Below are 16,602 nucleotides of genomic sequence, written 5' to 3'. Positions count from 1 at the left end.
CGCCATGAGGGGTGATCTGGACGAGACACTGGCCCGGATGGCGCGGCGCGAGGAGGCGCTGCGCCGCCGGGCGCCGATGCCCGGGGAGCCGGCCGGGGCGACCGGGCCGGACGTACCCGAGGAGGCGGGGGACGAGCCGGGCGACGGGCGGGCGGGGCACGGCGCGTACCGGCTGCGCGGTGGCGAGGCGCCGGTGCGGCGTGACCCGGTCGAGGAGGTCGCCGATGCGGTCCGGCGGGTGGTGGCCGAGCATCCCGGGCTGGCCGTGACGCTGCGCGTGGAGCTGGGCGAGCAGGCGTACCCGCTGCGGGTCTCCTGGTCCGGCTCGGCGGTGACGGTGGGCCCGGCGGCGCCGCCCGCGCCGCCGCCGGCGTGGCCCATGTCGGTGAAGACGGTGCCCGCGCCCGGCCACGACCCGCTGGAGTCCGACCCGGCGGCCCGGCTGGCCGAGATGATCCGGCGCGACCCCTCGCTGCTGGACGACCCGGGTACGCGCTGACCGGCACCCGATGATCGGGGCGGCTACTGTCGGCGGGTGGCCGAACCCGACCTGACCCTGACCGCGACGCTGCGGCCGGCCGCGCTCGACGCCCGGCGCGGCGTGGTGCGCCTGCATCCCGAGGTGCTCACCGCGTTGGCGCTGCGCCCCGGCGACCCGGTACGCCTGACCGGCCGCCGGGTCACCGCCGGCATCGCGGCCGCCGCCGAGCCGAGCACCAGCGGCGCCCTGCTGCACGCCGACGACCTGCTGCTGGGCAACCTCGGCCTGCGGGCCGGCGGCCAGGTCACGGTGAGCCCGCTGCCCGCGACCCCGGCACGCCGGCTCACCCTGTCCGGCCCGGCCGCTGTGGTCGCCGCGGTCCCGCCGGAGATGCTGCGGCTCGCGCTGCTGGGCAAGGTGGTCACCGCCGGGGACGACGTCTCGCTGCTGCCGCAGGACGTGCTGCCGGACGCCGCCGTGCGCGGCCTGATCGAGGCCGCCCGGCGCAGTCTGGCCAGTTCCGTCGGGTACGCCTGGACGAGCACGCTGCTCACCGTCGTGTCGGCCGAACCGGCGGTCGGCGCGCTCGTCACCATGGACACGGTCGTGGGCTGGGAACACGGCGCCGCCACCCGCGGCTCCGGCCCGGCGTCCTCGGCCTCCACCGCGCGGGTCTCCGCCCCCGCCGCCCCGGCCGGGACGGAACCCGACGCGGACCTGCTCGGCCCGGAGGACGCGCCCGACGTGGACGAGCTGCCCGGTCTGCGCGCCCAGGCCGAGGAGCTGACCGAACTGCTGGACCTGGGCTTCCACCACCGCGAGGTGCTGGGCCGGCTCGGCACCACCGTCTCGCTCGGCGTGCTGGTGGAGGGTCCGGCCGGCTCGGGCAAGTCCGCGCTGGTGCGTGCCGTGGCCGCCCGGGTCGGCGCGGGCGTCCGGCCGCTGTGGGCACCGGAACTGGCCGCGCTCAGCAACGACGCGGCGGCCCGCCGGCTGCGCGAGGCGGCCTCGGCGGTACGCGCCGGTGGTCCCGCCGTGCTGCTGGTCACCGACGTGGAGTCGATCGCCCCGGCCGACGAGCCGGGCCCGCTGGCCACCGTGTTCCGGCAGGTGGTCGCCGAGACGCTGCGGGCCGGCGCCGCTGTGGTGTGCACCAGCGGGCGCCCCGAGGCGGTCGACCCGGCGCTGCGCGGCCCGGACCTGCTCGCGCTGCGGATCACCGTGCCGTTGCCCGACGCGGCGCTGCGCCGGGAGCAGTTGACGGTGCTGACCCGCGAGGTGCCGCTCGCAGGTGACGTCCGGCTGGACGAGGTGGCCGCCCGTACCCCCGGGTTCGTCGCGGCGGACCTGGCGGCGCTGGTACGCGAGGCCGGGGTGCGCGCGGCGCTGCGGCAGAAGACGGTGGAGACGCCGACGGTGGCGATGGCCGACTTCACCGCCGCGCTGGAGGTGGTCCGGCCGACCACGATGTCCGCGTCCACGCTGGAGCTGGCGTCGGTGACGCTGGACGACGTGGGCGGGCTGCACGAGGTCAAGCAGACGCTCACCGAGTCGGTGCTCTGGCCGCTCACCTATCCGGACACGTTCGCCCGGCTGGGCGTGACACCGCCGCGCGGCGTGCTGCTCTACGGTCCGCCCGGCTGCGGCAAGACCTATCTGGTGACCGCGCTGGCCGGTACCGGGCGGGCGAACGTGCTGTCGGTGAAGGGCGCGGAGCTGCTCTCGAAGTGGGTGGGTGAGAGCGAGCGGGCGGTCCGGGAGCTGTTCCGCCGCGCCCGCCAGGCCGCGCCCACGCTCGTCTTCCTGGACGAGGTGGACGCGCTGGCCCCGGTACGCGGGCAGGCCACCGACGGCGGTACCACCGACCGGGTGGTGGCGGCGCTGCTGACCGAGCTGGACGGCGTGGAGGCGCTGCGCAACGTGGTGGTGGTCGGCGCGACCAACCGTCCCGAGCTGGTCGACCCGGCGCTGCTGCGTCCCGGCCGGCTGGAACGGCTGGTCTACGTGCCGCCGCCGGACGGTCCGGCCCGCGCGGAGATCCTCCGCGCGTCCGCCCGGGACGTCCCGCTCGCGCCGGACGTGGACCTCGACGCGCTCGGCGCCGAGCTGGACGGCTTCTCCGCCGCCGACTGCGCCGCGCTGATCCGGGAGGCGGCGCTGGCCGCCATGCGGGAGTCGCTGGAGGCGAGCACCGTGACCGCCGCGCACGTCGAGGCGGCCCGGACCCGCGTCCGCCCCTCCCTGGACCCGGTGCAGCTCGCGCACCTGGAGTCGTACGCCACCGGCCGGTCCTGACGAACCGGCCCGCCTCCGGTCAGCTCTCGCCGCGGCGGCGGGCGGCCGGGCGGCGGGGACGCTCCGGGACGCGGCGGCGCCGCTCGGGTTCGCGCTGCCCGCGTGCCGGACGGCGGGAGCGCTCCGGCGCGGTCAGGACCGGCTCGTCGGCGTACTCGTCGTCGTCGAAGTCCTCGCCCTCGTCGTAGGCGGCGTACTCGTCGTCCTCCGGCCCGGCGTCACCCCGCTCCTCCCGGAGCGCGGTCTCGTGATCCTTGACGACCTGGGAGTCCTCGATCTCGCCGCGCCAGCCCTCGACGGAGTCCGGGTCGAGCACGGTCTCGGTCATCACGTGCCGGACGAAGTGCTTCAGCTCCAACCGCACGCGGCGGCCCTGGGCCCGCCACAGGTTGCCGGTGTGCTCGAAGAAGCCCTGCGGGTGGTACTCCAGCACCACCAGGATCTTCGTCAGTTCCGGGCCGACCTCGTGGAAGCTGACCGTGCCGTCGACGGAGCCCTTCTCGCCCTTGGAGCGCCAGTGGATCAGCCGGTCCGGGATCTGCCGGACGATCGTCGACTCCCAGGTGCGGTGCGACCAGAGGACCTGCGCCTTCCAGGTCATCTTCTCGTCGGCGTCGCAGTCGGCCTGCTCGACCTTCTTCATGAAGCTCGGGAAGTCACCGAACGTCGTCCACTGGTTGTAGGCGACCCGGACCGGCACGCCGACCTCGATGGTCTCGACGATGTTGGTGACCTTGAGCTTCTTGCCCCCGCCCTTGCCGCCCTTGCCACCCTTGCCGCCGCCGAACACCGACATCACCTTCTCCTTACCGCCGGCGAGGCCGGCATGGAACATCGCCTTCAGCGGGGAGTCGCCGTCCGCGAGCTTCTGCGCGCCGGTGGCCGCGGCGACCAGGCCCGGCCCGCCGCCCTGCTTGGCGTACTCACTGAGCCGACCGGTGGCGCCGGTGACCCGCTCGGTGACCGCCTCCACGGCCCGCTCCCCGATCGCGGAGGCGAGATTGCGCAGCTCGCCACCGATCTGGTCGCGGGCCCGGTCGGCCAGGCTGCTCGTCGCCACGGCTCACCGCCCCCGATCGGCTCGGGCCGGCACCGGCGCGCCGGGCTGGTCGTCCAGCTCCTGCTCCTCGTCGGGCGCGGAGCGCTCGCCCTTCGGCGCGGAGCGCGACCCGTCCGGCGCGGAGCGCTCGGCATCCGGCCGGCCCGCGCCACTCTTGCGGCGCAACGCGTCGGCACCGCCGCGCAGTCGTCCGCCGATGGCGTCGATGCCGTTGCCGGCGGCCGCGGTCGCGGCCGCCCGCCCGGCCGCCACCAGCGGCGGGCCCAGCCCACCGAGGTTGCGCAGCTGCGGGTTCGCGGCCATCAGGTCCGCGCCGAGCTGCTTCAGACCGCCCGGGCGCCGGCTGGCCCGCCCGGCGGCGACCGCCGCGGCGAGCGTCAGCGCGGTACGCATCTTCTTCCGGCGACCCAGCAGATAGCCGAAACCGACTGCCAACGCCACCCGTGATCCGCTTTTCATCCGCTCTCCTTCGCGCTCTCCGGGAGGCGGACATCGCGTCCCGGAGAGGCGGGCAGTACCCGTCACCCCATCGGCAAAACATTTCCGCAGGAGCGCGAAACCACCCATCAAGGCGGTACTGAGCAGGAGAAACGTAAACGGTGAGCGAGGAGCCTCAGCGGATCGGAAGTGCCGAATCCAGGCTCATCCGGGCGTGCAGGCTTCCGCCTTCCTCACGCAATTCCGCACCGCATTTACGCAGCACCGAGATCGCACCCGCATTGTCCGGAGTGGTTTTCGCGACCACTGTGTGCATCCCGGCCGCCGCGGCGGCGTTCAGCAACTGTCGCAGCGCGGCGGCGCCCAGGCCCCGGCCCCGCGCCGACCGGCCCAGCCACATGCCGGTCTCCACCGTCCCCGGCTCGTCCCGGCGGGTCATCCGCACCATGCCGACCACCTCACCGCCGGAGACGATCGCGTACATGGCCGTGCGGGTCGGGCCGTTCAGCCCGCCGAGGCTGGCGCGGTGGAACTCGCGGAACGCGTCGCGGCGGGCCAGCGACCAGCCCGCGGGGGCGTCCACCGGAGGCATCACGTCCTCCGGCTCCGCCTCAGCCGCCGCTACGGAGAGCAACGGTTCCAGGTTCCGTTCGTCCACCGGCTCCAGCCGTACAGCACCCGTCACGTCGCGCAGTCTGCCGCGCGTGGTCCGGGTCGTCCACCCCTTTGGGGAGGGATTGCCGCTATGGCCGACCGCCTCGTCCGGTCGTACCCCCGGGGTGTTCCCGCCTCACGCTGCGTTGTCATCCGACCGGTCGTTCCGGCGTGAGCGTGGTCACGCCGAGGGGTCGAACTCGCAGAGCACTGCCGAGGCGTCGTCGGTGCGCTTGTGCCGCCGCAGCCGGTCCGGGTGGTCCCGCTCGGCCGCGCGGACCCGGCCGATCAGCCCCTCCGGGCCCTCCACCGCCAGCACCTCCAGCAGCCCGGCCCAGTCGAACAGGCCGAACTGGTCGACCGCGCAGGAGGCGCCGTCGCTGAGCAGCGCGGCCCGGCGCAGCGCCCCCGGACCGCGCAGCGGAAGCGTCCCGGTCAGCGCGTGGTACGCCGCGTCCGGGTCGCTCGCCGCCGCCCAGTAGCCGTGGGTGCGGTTCATCCGGGTCCGCTGCACAGTCGTCGCGCGCCGGAACCGGGTCGCCGGGTCGGTCTCGCCGTCGGGCAGCGCGGCGGCGCTGCGACGCAGGTCCGCCACCGCGTCCGCGAGCCGGTCGTCGGTGACCACCTCGATCCCGCGGTCGGTGTCGAGCACCAGCGGGCTGTCGCAGAGCACCAGGTAGTCGACCCGGTCACCGCTGTGCCGCAGCAGGCAGACCGTCGACGACGGGGTGCCGGGATGGTCGAGGTCGCACGTCCCGCCGTGGTCGGCCCGTACCGCGAGGATCGCCGCCGCGAGGCTGCTCATCAGCGTGGCGGCGGGGCGGGCCGCGACCGCCAGGCCGATCCGGGCGGCCAGGTGGCGGACGTACCAGGCGGGGCCGTGCGCGCAGCCGGTGTCGAAGCCGTCGGGCACCGTCGCGCCGTCGAGGACGCCGACGAGCGGGCCGAACCGGAAGACCACGTCCTCGTTCTCCGGCCGTCCGGGCGCCGGGTCGGAGGCGGAACGCACCCGCATCACCGGCGCCTCCGCGACCGGGCGGGCCGGGCTGCTGCCGATCGCGTACCTGCGGTCTGGTGCCCCCATCGTCGGCCTCCGTTCGTCGTCGCCGGCCGCCTACCCGGACCGCGCCGGGTCATCCGCCGCCGACCCCGATCGTGGTAACCGTGCGTCATCTTCCCCGGACCTTCGGTAGCGTCGGACGCGACCGGGTCGGTCCCGGTGACAGGGGGTACGAGATGTTGGAGCGGTTGCACGAGGGCGGCATCCGGGCGGAGCACGCCTACCTCGCCGGATTCGTCAGCATCGGCCTCTCGGTCACCAGCTGGTTCCTCTCCAAGCACATGGAGCGCGCCGGGGTGGCGCGGGCGGACCGCTGGGGCATCTTCATCGGCGAGTGGGCGCCGACGTTCTTCGCCATCGGCAACGGGCTGCGCACCTACGAGAAGTGACGCCGGTCAGCGGCGCCGGTTACGGGCACGCGACGAGCGCAGCCGGCGCAGCCGGCCGATCAGCACCGGCTCGGCGGCGAGCGCGGCCGGCTGGTCGAGCAGGGCGTTGAGCAGCTGGTAGTACCGGGTGGCGGAGAGCCCGAACGTGTCCCGGATGGCCTGCTCCTTGGCGCCGGCATGCTTCCACCACTGCGCCTCGAACGCGAGGATCCGCCGTTCCCGCTCGGTGAGGCCGTCGCCCGGGGCGTCGGACGGTGCCGGGGCGGACGCCGTACCACCGGACGGGGCGACGTCGTCGAGGGACGTGCTGTCGTCGGCGGGCGCGGACCGGTCCGGCGGCGTGGACTCGACCGGGGGCGCGGTGCGTGGCGGCGGGACGGCACCCGCCTGGCGCGTACCCGCTGTCGGCCCCGACGGGTCGGGCCGGTCGACGGCGGCCCGCTGCGAGGCGTCGGCGGACATGGCGCGCTCCTCTCCGACGGCAGGTGACCGGCACGAGGAACGCGCCGGCCGGGGGAGCCCCAGCGTAACCAGGGCCGCCCCCGGCCGCATCGGACGCGGGGTCCGCACCGCCGGGGGGAGCCGGCGGCGCGGACCAGGTCAGGCGATGTCCCGCCGCCGCATCGTCCAGAACGCGGCCACGAGCGCACCCACCAGGGCCACGCCGAACACCACGGCCGACTGCTGCCAGGTGACCACGTACGTCGCAGGCTCGCAGGCGCCCTGGGAGAACTGGCAGGTGTCGTAGTCGAACAGCTCCGCCTGCTTCAGGAACCACGACTGGGCGTACGTGGAGAGCACGTACCGGTCCCCGAACTGGACGCCGAGCACGGCGACCGCGATCCGGATGCCTATCTCGCTCACCGCGAAGATGCCCACCGCCGCGCCGAGCGCCATCGCCGTGTGCCGGCCGAGCGAGGCCAGCGCGAACCCGACCGCCGCCACGAGCAGAGTCATCCCCAGCGCCCGCAACCCGTCCAGCCCGATCGACTGCCACACTCCGGCGGTCATCTTCGCGGTGCTGCCGCGCTGGCTGGCGATCAGCCAGAACGCCGCCGTCCAGAGGGCGCCGAGCACCACGGTCAGGCCGAACACGGTGGTGAGCAGGGCGGCCAGCTTCGTACCCAGCACGGTGAGCCGTTTCGGCCGCCAGAGCAGCAGGTTCATCATCCCGCCGGTGTTCCACTCGGCGCCCACGAAGGAGGCGCCGACGATGAAGCCGAACAGCGCCACGGAGGCGGCGAACACGGCGATGAACAGGGGGAACTCGGCCCGGAAGTCGAACTGGTACGGCAGGTACCACTTCGCCTCGAACATGTCGGGCTGCGGCTGGTAGTCCTTGCCGCAGTTCGGGCCGTACCGTTCCTCGGTCTTCTCGCCGCGCGCCTGGGCCGCCTCGCACTCCGCGATGGTGCGCTTCCACTCCGTCATCGCGGACTGGTAGTCGTTGTTCGCCTTGGCCTCGGCCTCGGCCACCGCGGCGGGCGACAGCTTCTCGCTGGAGAAGCTGAACGCGGTCGCGACCGTGGCCAGGCCGAGCACCAGCAGCACGAGCATCAGCCGGGTCACCCGGCGCTTGCCGAGCCGGCGCAGCTCGGTGACGAACAGGCTCATGCGCCCCAACCTCCTGCGGTGCCGGTCTGGTCGACCTTGGCGGACTGATCGACCTGACGGTGCTGGCCGGGGACCGGCGCGGTGGCGGTCAGTTCGAGGAAGACGCTCTCCAGGTCGACCGCGACCGGGGTGAGCTCGCTGACGTAGAGGCCCTGCTCGGCGAGGAGCCGGCTGACAGTGGCCGGCTTGTCCACACCGGACAGCACCAGGTGGTCGGGCTCGGTGGCGACACGGACCCCGGCGCGGGTGAGCGCGTCGGCGGCCTGGGGCAGGTCGCTGACCGCCTCCAGGCGGACCCGCACGGAGGCCTGGGAGTGGGCCGCGAGCACCTGCTCGACCGGCCCGAACGCGACCCGGCGGCCGAGCGAGATGATGGTGACCGAGTCGCAGATGAGCTGGATCTCGCCCAGGATGTGGCTGGAGAGCACCACAGTCATGCCGTTCTCGGACAGGTCCCGCATCAGCCCGCGCATCTCCCGGATGCCGCCCGGGTCGAGGCCGTTCGCCGGCTCGTCGAGGATCAGCAGCTTGGGGTTCTTGAGCAGCGCGGAGGCCACAGCGAGGCGCTGCTTCATGCCGAGCGAGTAGGTCTTCACCCGCTCGGCGGCCCGGTCGCGCAGCCCGACCAGCTCCAGCACCTCGTCCACGCGCTGCTTGGGCAGCTCACCGGCCTGGGCCAGCAGGCCCAGCGTGTCCCGCGCGGAGAAGTGCGGGAAGAACTGCGGGCTCTCCACGATGGCGCCGACCTGCCCGGCGACCGCCGGCAGGGCGTGCGGCAACTCCTGGCCGAGGATGGCCATCCGGCCGCCGTTGGGCCGGATCAGGCCGAGCAGCGTACGCAGCGTGGTGGTCTTGCCCGAGCCGTTCGGGCCGAGGAAGCCGTGCACCTGGCCGGCCTCGACTCGCATGTCGAAGCCGTCGAGCGCGTGGCGGACCCCGCGTTTCCGGCTCCGGTACGTCTTGCGGAGACCTTCGATCTCCAGGACAGCCGACACAGCTGACCTCCCCCGATAAGTAGGCGTCAGCGACACCATACGCGGTATGCACCGGAAGGCAATACCCGGTATGCAGTGTCGGCGTGTCGGTTGAGGTCAGGCGCAGACGACGTGCACGCCCGCGTCGCGGAACGCCGCCACCACGTCGGGGGACGCGCCGGAGTCGGTCACCAGCGTCTCGACCCGGTCCACCGGGCAGATCCGGGCGAACGCGTGCCCGCCGAGTTTGGAGGAGTCAGCTATCACGACGACCCGCTTGGCCCGCGCGACCATGAGGCTGTTCATGGCCGCCTCGCCCTCGTGGTGGGCGGCGGCGCCGAGCTGCGGGTCGATCGCGTCCACGCCGAGCAGCGCGACGTCCAGCGTGACCTCACGCAGCAGCGCCCCGCCGAGCGGGCCGACCAGCTCGAACGACTTCGGCCGGACCACGCCGCCGGCCACCACCACCTTCATCCGCGAGCGCACCAGCAGCTCGTTGGCGATGTTCAGCGCGTTGGTGACCACCGTGAGCTGGGCGCCCTCCGCACTGGTGTTGAGATCGGGGCGGACCGCCAGCGCCCGCGCCACCTCGGTACTCGTGGTGCCGCCGTTGAGACCGACGACGGTGCCCGGCGACACGAGCGCGGCGGCCGCCGCGCCGATCCGCTGCTTCTCGGCCGAGTGCTTCGCGGTCTTGTAGCGCAGCGGCAGGTCGTAGGAGACGCCGTTGGCGACCGCGCCACCCCGGGTACGGGTGATCATCTGCTGCTGGGCGAGCTGGTCGAAGTCGCGGCGGATGGTGGCCTGGGAGACGTCGAGCCGCTCGGCCGCCTCCTCGACGGTGACCCGCCCGCTGTCGGTCAGCATCTCCAGCAGCGCGTTCCAGCGCGCGTAGCGGTCCACCGCGGGGCCCTCCCCAGACTATGCGTGAACGGTGATCGGTTGCGTGCACACTAGTGCGCGAAACTGGGTCCGCGCAAAACCCTGCGCTGCGCGAACTGGGAGATGGTTGCCACGACCACCCCACTTCGCGCAGAATGACGCGCGAAAGGCGGCCGTATCGCGCCGTATTGCGCAAGGTCTCCCCGGCGAGGAGTTGTCATGGCGTACGTGCACGCGGAGATCGCGAGCCAGCCCGACTGCTGGCGGGAGGCGGCGCGCCTCGCCCCGACCGTCGCCGCGCACCTGCCGCGCCCCGGCGAGCGGGTCGCCGTGGTCGGTTGCGGCACGTCGTGGTTCATGGCCACGGCGTACGCCGGGCTGCGCGAGGCCGCCGGCCAGGGCGAGACCGACGCGTTCCAGGCCAGCGAGTTCCCGGCCGGCCGCCGGTACGACCGGCTCATCGCGATCACCCGCTCCGGCACCACCACCGAGGTGCTCGACCTGCTCACCGCGCTGCGCGGGCGGATCCCCACCACGGTCCTGGTCGGCGACCCGGACTCGGCCGCCGTCACGCTCGCCGACGCCACAGTCGCGCTGCCCTTCGCCGACGAGCGGTCGGTGGTGCAGACCCGCTTCGCCACCACCGCGCTCGCGCTGCTGCGTGCCCACCTCGGCGAGGACCTCGGCCGCCTGGCCGCCGACGCCGAGGTGGCCGTACGCGCCCCGCTGCCGATCGACCCGGCCGGCATCGAGCAGGTCACCTTCCTCGGCCGCGGCTGGACCGTCGGGCTGGCCCAGGAGGCCGCGCTGAAGTGCCGCGAGGCGGCCACGTTCTGGGCCGAGGCGTACCCGGCCATGGACTACCGGCACGGCCCGATCTCGGTCGCCGCGCCCGGCCGGCTGGTCTGGGCGCTCGGCGAGATCCCGGACGGCCTGCCCGAGGACGTGGCTGCGACCGGCGCCGCGTTCGTGCACAGCCGCACGCACGGCTGGCGCACGGTGCTGACGAGCTGGTCGGCCGGCCGCAACCCGGTCGACCCGATGGCCGACCTGATCCTGGCCCAGCGCTTCGCGGTCGCGCTCGCCACGAGCCGCGGCCTCGACCCGGACGCGCCCCGCCACCTCACCCGGTCCGTGGTCCTGGCATGAGCGAACGCACCGAGCGCAGCGAGGGCCGTGAGCGCATGCCCGGCCGGCACAGCGTGAGCGAGCGAAGCGAGCCCACGGCGTGAGCCGCGGCGACGAGGTCGTCGTCGCGCTGGACGTGGGCGGCACCGGGATGAAGTGCGCCCTGGTCCGGCCGGACGGCACGACGGTGCACACCGAACGGCACGCCACCGACGCCCGGCGCGGCCCGGAGGCAGTGGTCGGCACGATCCTCGACGTGGCCGAAGGGCTGGCCGGCAAGGCCCGCGCCGACGGCCGTACGCCGGTGGCCTGCGGCATCGCCGTACCCGGTGTGGTCGACGAGGCGCGCGGCGTGGCGGTCTGGTCGGCGAACGTGGGCTTCCGGGACGTACCCCTGCGGGAGCTGGCGGGCACGCGGCTGGGACTGCCCGCGGCGCTCGGCCACGACGTGCGTGCCGGCGGCCTGGCCGAGGCGCGGCTCGGGGCCGGGCGGGACGCCGGCCACGTCCTGTTCGTCGCGATCGGCACCGGCATCGCCGCCTCACACGTGGTCGACGGGTCGGCCGCCACCGGCGCGCACGGCGCCGCCGGGGAGATCGGCCACATCCTGGTACGCCCCGGCGGCCCGCGCTGCGGGTGCGGGCGGACCGGCTGCCTGGAGGCGGTGTCGTCGGCCTCGGCGATCGGGCGCCGGTACGCCGAGCTGTCCGGCGCGCCCACCACCGCCGCCGAGGTGGCCGACCGCGCCGCCGCCGGTGAACCGCTCGCCGTGGAGGTGTGGCAGGAGGCGGTCGAGGCGCTCGCCGACGGACTCGCCACCGGGCAGGCGCTCTACGATGTCTCGACGGTGGTGCTCGGCGGCGGGCTGGCCCAGGCCGGTCCCCGGCTGTTCGACCCACTGCGGGTGGCGTTGCGCGAGCGGCTGACGTTCCACCGCGAGCCGCGCCTGGTCGGGGCTGACCTCGGTGACGAGGCCGGCTGCCTGGGCGCCGCCCTGCTGGCCCTGGACACCCTGGCGAAGGAGAGTCGATGACCCGGCGCGTGACCGGCAAGGTGGTGACCCCGACCGGCGTCATCCGGCAGGGTTGCGTGGAGATCGCGGACGGGCGGATCACCGCTGTCGCCGAGTATCCGTCGGTGCGTGACGGGCACTGGATCGTGCCGGGCTTCGTGGACATGCACACCCACGGCGGCGGCGGGCACACGTTCACCACCGGCGACCCGGAGTCGGCGCGGCAGGCCGCCGCGTTCCACAGCGGGCACGGCACCACCACGCTGCTGGCCAGCCTGGTCAGTTCCCCGTTCGAGCTGATGCGCGACGCCACCGCCGCCTACCGCCCGCTGGTGGAGTCCGGCGTGCTCGCCGGCGTCCACTTCGAGGGCCCGTACCTGTCCGCCGACCGCTGCGGCGCGCAGAATCCGGAGTTCCTGCGCGACCCGTCGACCGCCGAGCTGACCGAGCTGATCGAGCTGGGCGGCGGCGCCGTCCGCATGGTCACCATCGCTCCCGAGCGGGACGGCGCCACCAAGGCGATCGAGCTGCTGGTGTCGCACGGCGTGGTCGCGGCGGTCGGGCACACCGACGCCACCTGGGAGCAGACCCGGGCGGCCGTGGCCGCGGGCGCGAGCGTCGGCACCCACCTGTTCAACGGGATGCGCCCGGTGCACCACCGCGAGCCCGGCCCGGTGGTGGCGCTGCTTGAGGCCCCGAACGTGGTGTGCGAGCTGGTCGCCGACGGGGTGCACCTGCACGACGGCATGCTCGGCTTCGCCACCTCGGTGGCCGGCCCGGAGCGGGCCGCGCTGATCACCGACGCGATGGCCGCCGCCGGGATGCCCGACGGCGAGTACGAGCTGGGCGGCCAGGCGGTCACCGTGTCCGACGGGGAGGCCCGGCTCGCCCACAACGGCGCGATCGCCGGCAGCACGCTCACCATGGACGCGGCGCTGCGCCACGCGGTCGGCGCGGGCGTGGCCCTGCCGGACGCCTGCCGGATGGTCGCCACCACCCCGGCCCGCGCGATCGGTCTGGGTGACCGGGTGGGCGCGCTCATCGCCGGGCTGCGCGCCGACCTGGTGATGCTGGACGACGACCTGAACGTGGTACGGGTGATGCGCGGCGGCGACTGGGTGGAGTGATCCGCCCGGGCGTCAGACCGTTGGCACCTCGACGCCGAGCACCGCCTGCTCGTCCGGGCGGTGCACCAGCACGTCGGCCAGGTACGACTGCACCGCCCGGCGCATCCCGACGTCCCGCCCGGCCTGCTCGGAGAGCAGCCACTTGTGCTCGATGATCTGGGCGAACAGCTCCTGCGGCTCCAGCTTGCGGCGCAGGTGCGCGGGCACCGCCCGGACCACCGGCTCGAAGACCTCGGTCAGCCAGCGGTGCGCCGCCTGCTGCTCGTCGGTCAGGTCGCTCTCCAGCCGGTAGGCGTCCAGGTCGTTGAGGAGCTTGCGGGCCTGGTTCTCCTCCGCGTCCAGGCCGGTCAGGCGCAGGAGCCGCCGGGTGTGGTAGCCGGCGTCGACCACCTTCGGCCGGACCAGGTAGCGCCCGTTGTCGACTGTCGACATGGCCACCTCGGCCACGTCGAAGCCCAGCTCGTTGAGGCGGCGGATGCGGCGCTCGATGTCGTGCCGGGCGGCGCGCTCGACCTGCTGCTCGTACGTGATCTCGTGCCAGAGCCGCTCGTAGCGCCGCACGACCTCCTCGCAGACCACCTCCGGGTCGATCGACTCGTGCAGCAGGCCGGCGGCCTGGAGGTCGAGCGCCTCGCCGAAGATGTTGACCCGGGCGATCTCCAGGTCCTCGCCGCGCTGGCCGTTGGACAGCGACGGGTGAAGCGCCCCGGTCTCGGCGTCGACCAGGTAGGCGGCGAACGCGCCCGCGTCCCGCCGGAACAGCGTGTTCGACAGCGAGCAGTCGCCCCAGAAGAACCCGGTCAGGTGCATCCGCACGATCAGCGCGGCCAGCGCGTCCAGCAGCCGGTTCATCGTCTCCGGGCGCAGCGTGTTGGAGAACAGCGCCCGGTAGGGCAGCGAGAACTGGAGGTGCCGGGTGATCAGCACCGGGTCCAGCGGCTCGCCGTCGTCGGTCTGCCGGTCGGCCACGATCGCGATGGCCTCGACCGACGGGAAGTCGATCCGCTCCAGCGCCCGCAGCAGGTCGTACTCGCGCTCGGCGACCCGCTCGCCGGTCTCCTTCACCGCGTAGACGTACCCGCCGAGCCGGACGAACCGCACGATGTGCCGGGAGATGCCCTGCGGCAGCGCCACCAGGTGCTCGGCAGGCCACTGCTCCAGCGGGGTCGACCAGGGAAGGTCGAGCAGCGCCGGGTCGACGAGAGCCGAGGTGATCCGCACGGCAACCAGTGTGACCGCTGACCCCCGCGCCGCGCTTCCCTTCGTGGCTGGGCACACAGCCGCCGATGCCCGCGCCGCCCGGCCGCCGCCCGCGGCCGGTAGCGTGGTCGCGTGCGTCAGACCTCGGGGGTACGCGGTGACCTGCGGCTGCGGCCGGTCCGGCCGGCCGGGTGGTGGTTCGACGGGCTGCTGCTCGCGGCAGTGGCGGCGCTGACCGTCGCGCTCGCCTCCGGTCACCTGTTCGGCCTCGACCGGGCGGTCGCCGACTGGTCCGACGACAACCGCCCGACGGCTGCCCGCTGGGTGGCGATGACACTGAACCTGCTCGGCCAGGGCACCCCGCTGACGCTGCTCGCGGCCGGGCTGGGTGTGCTGCTGGCGCTGCGGCTGCGCTCGGTGCGGCCGCTGCTGCCGCCGGTGGTCGGGTTCGTGCTCACGTTCTTCACGATCGGCCCGCTGAAGGTGTGGACGGCCCGCCCGGCGCCCAGCGCCTCGGTCAAGGAGCCGTTCCTGTCGCCCGAGCAGACGCTGCCGCTGTTCCAGCACGACCTGCCGGTGCGGTTCGCGCAGTCGTACCCGTCGGGGCACGTCGCCAACGCGATCGTCTGGTACGGCGTCCTGGCGCTGCTGCTGGCCCCGCTCGTGCGCACGTTCGGCCGCACCGTGCCGCCCCCGCTGGTCACAGTGGTCCGGGTGGTGCCCCCGGCGGTGGTCTTCTGCACCACCGTCTACCTGGGCTGGCACTGGCTGACCGACTCGGTCGCCGGGCTGCTGCTCGGCCTGCTGCTGGACCGCCTGCTGCGCCGGGTGCCCTGGGACGACCTGCCGCTGCCCCGCCGCCTCGGCGACTCGGGCCGGCCGGTCGCCTGGTCCGCGCCGCCCGCCACCTCCGGAACGCGGTGACGGGCGGGCGCGGCGCTCAGCCGGCCGGGCGGATCTCCACGATGCTGATCCGGGTACGGGTGCTGTAGGTCAGCCTGCGGCGGTGGTCGTCGTCCTCGGGCCGCACCGCCACCTGGATGCGGATCTGGGTGCCCTTCGGCAGCTCGACCCGTTCGTCCGGCGTACTCACCACGAACACTCCACCGGTGGTCTCCGGGTCGATCGACACGCGCTCCTGCCGCAGCAACGGGGTGTCGTTCTCCGCGTCCCCGGGCCGGGTGTACTCGGCGCGTATCCGGACCAGGTCGTCGCGCCGCAGACCACGCAGGTCGACTGTCGCCTGGACGCTGACCAGCCCGGTCTCCGGCACGGTCCAGTGGTACAGGCCGGTGGCCCAGCGGATGGCGTGGAACCGGTCGGTGGTGTCGAGCGTGTCGCCCGCGTGCGCGGTGCTGTGGAAGGTGGCGATCACGTCCCGTTTCGTGGTCGTGGACGTCTTCTCGCCGATCATCGTCGCGAAGTCGCCGGCGGTGCCGCGGAACGCGTCCGCGTCACAGGTGTGCTGGCGGCCGATGATCGCCGAGTCGGTGAACTGCCAGATGCGCGGCGTCTCCGCCGGCTTGCCGTATCGGGTCCAGCCCGGGCCGGAGTCCCCGCCGGCCCGCGCGTACGCGGCCTTGAAGTCCTCGGCCACCCGGTACGGGTAGTCGGCGTTCCAGCGCGGGAGGTCGCCCAGGTCGTCGTCGCCGTACTGGCCGCGCGACGCGTACATCACCGCCACCTTGCCGGTGCGTTCCTCCAGTTCCCGGCCCACGTCGACGCCGATGTGCGGGGGCACGTCGTCGGTCGGCCAGCGCTCCAGGTCGATCTGCCAGAAGAACCCGTCGTACGTGCGCCACCAGGGGGTGTGCTTGTCGGCGTAGTCGACGGCGGTGGCGGCCTGGTCCTCGATGGAGACGTCGGAGTGCACCACCACGTACATGCCCAGAAACGGGATGCCCGCGTCCTTGGCCGCGGTGAGCATCACCCCGTAGTACTGGCTGTGGAACGTGCCGTCGCGCGACTGTTCCGTGCCCTTGTAGGTCATGAAGTCGATGCCCGCGGCCCGGGCGTCCCGGATCCGGTCGGCGGTCAGCCCCCGGTCGACGTCGTAGTCGCTCGCGTCCCAGCCGAACAGCGTCATGTGCGGTACCTCCCGCGATCGCGGTGAAGTGGTTCCCGGAACTGCCGGAGCCGATTCGAGGGCACCTTTGCCCGATCGACGCGGAAAGAATCTGATCATCGCCATCGGACAGGACAATCGGCACGGAAGAATTGTGAACCGCGCTTGACCTGCGTAAACGACTCTACCGAGAGCGTCGACAATCGACCACCGCTGAGCGCGC

At 73.9% G+C, this 16,602-nt stretch carries 17 protein-coding genes; 7 read left to right on the top strand and 10 right to left on the bottom strand.

Annotated elements, in window-relative coordinates:
* Window positions 1-4 precede the first annotated feature (4 nt).
* Together M8C11_RS03675 and M8C11_RS03670 are read left to right on the top strand one after the other, a co-directional pair.
* Window positions 5-499, top strand: coding sequence for a hypothetical protein (locus tag M8C11_RS03675; protein WP_252448313.1), 495 nt, complete (start codon window positions 5-7; stop codon window positions 497-499).
* Between the two features lie 36 nt (window positions 500-535).
* Window positions 536-2,776 (top strand): AAA family ATPase, encoded by a 2,241-nt coding sequence (locus tag M8C11_RS03670; RefSeq protein ID WP_252448312.1) that lies wholly within the window; start codon window positions 536-538, stop codon window positions 2,774-2,776.
* A 19-nt stretch (window positions 2,777-2,795) separates the two neighbouring features.
* On the opposite strand, the gene M8C11_RS03665 is transcribed toward M8C11_RS03670, so the two are convergent.
* The 4 genes from M8C11_RS03665 to M8C11_RS03650 form a co-directional block, all read right to left on the bottom strand.
* Window positions 2,796-3,836, bottom strand: a complete 1,041-nt coding sequence (locus M8C11_RS03665; RefSeq protein WP_121683847.1) for an SRPBCC family protein — start codon at window positions 3,834-3,836, stop codon at window positions 2,796-2,798.
* Window positions 3,837-3,839: 3 nt separating this feature from the next.
* Entirely contained in the window at window positions 3,840-4,295 is a 456-nt protein-coding gene (locus M8C11_RS03660; protein ID WP_252448311.1) for a hypothetical protein, read from the bottom strand.
* Between the two features lie 154 nt (window positions 4,296-4,449).
* Window positions 4,450-4,959 (bottom strand): GNAT family N-acetyltransferase, encoded by a 510-nt coding sequence (locus tag M8C11_RS03655; protein ID WP_252448309.1) that lies wholly within the window; start codon window positions 4,957-4,959, stop codon window positions 4,450-4,452.
* Between the two features lie 150 nt (window positions 4,960-5,109).
* Window positions 5,110-6,012: a hypothetical protein gene (locus M8C11_RS03650; RefSeq protein ID WP_252448308.1), complete on the bottom strand. Its 903-nt coding sequence runs from the start codon at window positions 6,010-6,012 to the stop codon at window positions 5,110-5,112.
* A gap of 152 nt (window positions 6,013-6,164) precedes the next feature.
* Between M8C11_RS03650 and M8C11_RS03645 the strand changes: the two genes are divergently transcribed.
* Window positions 6,165-6,377: a hypothetical protein gene (locus M8C11_RS03645; protein ID WP_013288875.1), complete on the top strand. Its 213-nt coding sequence runs from the start codon at window positions 6,165-6,167 to the stop codon at window positions 6,375-6,377.
* 6 nt (window positions 6,378-6,383) lie between these two features.
* Here M8C11_RS03645 and M8C11_RS03640 read toward each other — a convergent pair whose 3' ends face one another.
* The 4 genes from M8C11_RS03640 to M8C11_RS03625 form a co-directional block, all read right to left on the bottom strand.
* The gene (locus M8C11_RS03640) at window positions 6,384-6,839 is read right to left on the bottom strand and encodes a DUF3263 domain-containing protein (protein ID WP_252448307.1); all 456 of its coding nucleotides are present in this window, start codon (window positions 6,837-6,839) and stop codon (window positions 6,384-6,386) included.
* Window positions 6,840-6,977: 138 nt separating this feature from the next.
* Window positions 6,978-7,991, bottom strand: coding sequence for an ABC transporter permease subunit (locus M8C11_RS03635; protein WP_252448306.1), 1,014 nt, complete (start codon window positions 7,989-7,991; stop codon window positions 6,978-6,980).
* On the bottom strand, window positions 7,988-8,986 hold the full coding sequence (locus tag M8C11_RS03630; protein WP_308212719.1) for an ATP-binding cassette domain-containing protein: 999 nt from the start codon (window positions 8,984-8,986) through the stop codon (window positions 7,988-7,990). Before M8C11_RS03630 ends, M8C11_RS03635 begins: the two co-directional genes overlap by 4 nt.
* A 96-nt stretch (window positions 8,987-9,082) precedes the next feature.
* Complete coding sequence (locus tag M8C11_RS03625) at window positions 9,083-9,868, bottom strand: DeoR/GlpR family DNA-binding transcription regulator (RefSeq protein ID WP_120572866.1); 786 nt, start codon at window positions 9,866-9,868, stop codon at window positions 9,083-9,085.
* Between the two features lie 198 nt (window positions 9,869-10,066).
* Here M8C11_RS03625 and M8C11_RS03620 point away from each other — a divergent pair, with 198 nt between their 5' ends.
* From M8C11_RS03620 to nagA, 3 genes are all read left to right on the top strand, one after another.
* Window positions 10,067-10,996 carry an SIS domain-containing protein gene (locus M8C11_RS03620; RefSeq protein WP_121683852.1) on the top strand — a complete coding sequence of 310 codons (930 nt, stop codon included), beginning with the start codon at window positions 10,067-10,069 and terminating at the stop codon, window positions 10,994-10,996.
* Between the two features lie 79 nt (window positions 10,997-11,075).
* Window positions 11,076-12,008 (top strand): ROK family protein, encoded by a 933-nt coding sequence (locus tag M8C11_RS03615; RefSeq protein ID WP_308212718.1) that lies wholly within the window; start codon window positions 11,076-11,078, stop codon window positions 12,006-12,008.
* Window positions 12,005-13,114 carry an N-acetylglucosamine-6-phosphate deacetylase gene (gene nagA, locus M8C11_RS03610; protein ID WP_252448305.1) on the top strand — a complete coding sequence of 370 codons (1,110 nt, stop codon included), beginning with the start codon at window positions 12,005-12,007 and terminating at the stop codon, window positions 13,112-13,114. Before M8C11_RS03615 ends, nagA begins: the two co-directional genes overlap by 4 nt.
* Before the next feature lie 12 nt (window positions 13,115-13,126).
* Here nagA and M8C11_RS03605 read toward each other — a convergent pair whose 3' ends face one another.
* Window positions 13,127-14,335: a DUF4032 domain-containing protein gene (locus M8C11_RS03605; protein WP_135242273.1), complete on the bottom strand. Its 1,209-nt coding sequence runs from the start codon at window positions 14,333-14,335 to the stop codon at window positions 13,127-13,129.
* 141 nt (window positions 14,336-14,476) lie between these two features.
* Between M8C11_RS03605 and M8C11_RS03600 the strand changes: the two genes are divergently transcribed.
* Window positions 14,477-15,238: a phosphatase PAP2 family protein gene (locus M8C11_RS03600; RefSeq protein WP_252448453.1), complete on the top strand. Its 762-nt coding sequence runs from the start codon at window positions 14,477-14,479 to the stop codon at window positions 15,236-15,238.
* Window positions 15,239-15,254: 16 nt separating this feature from the next.
* Here the strand turns inward: M8C11_RS03600 and M8C11_RS03595 are convergent, their stop codons facing one another.
* Window positions 15,255-16,400: a hypothetical protein gene (locus M8C11_RS03595; RefSeq protein WP_120572860.1), complete on the bottom strand. Its 1,146-nt coding sequence runs from the start codon at window positions 16,398-16,400 to the stop codon at window positions 15,255-15,257.
* Window positions 16,401-16,602: the final 202 nt, after the last annotated feature.

Origin of the sequence: Micromonospora sp. CPM1 (assembly GCF_023896895.1) — a bacterium.
Classification (GTDB): Bacteria; Actinomycetota; Actinomycetes; order Mycobacteriales; family Micromonosporaceae; genus Micromonospora; species Micromonospora tulbaghiae.
The sequence above is the reverse complement of the archived record's forward strand: the minus strand, read 5'-3'. Positions and strand labels throughout refer to the sequence as shown.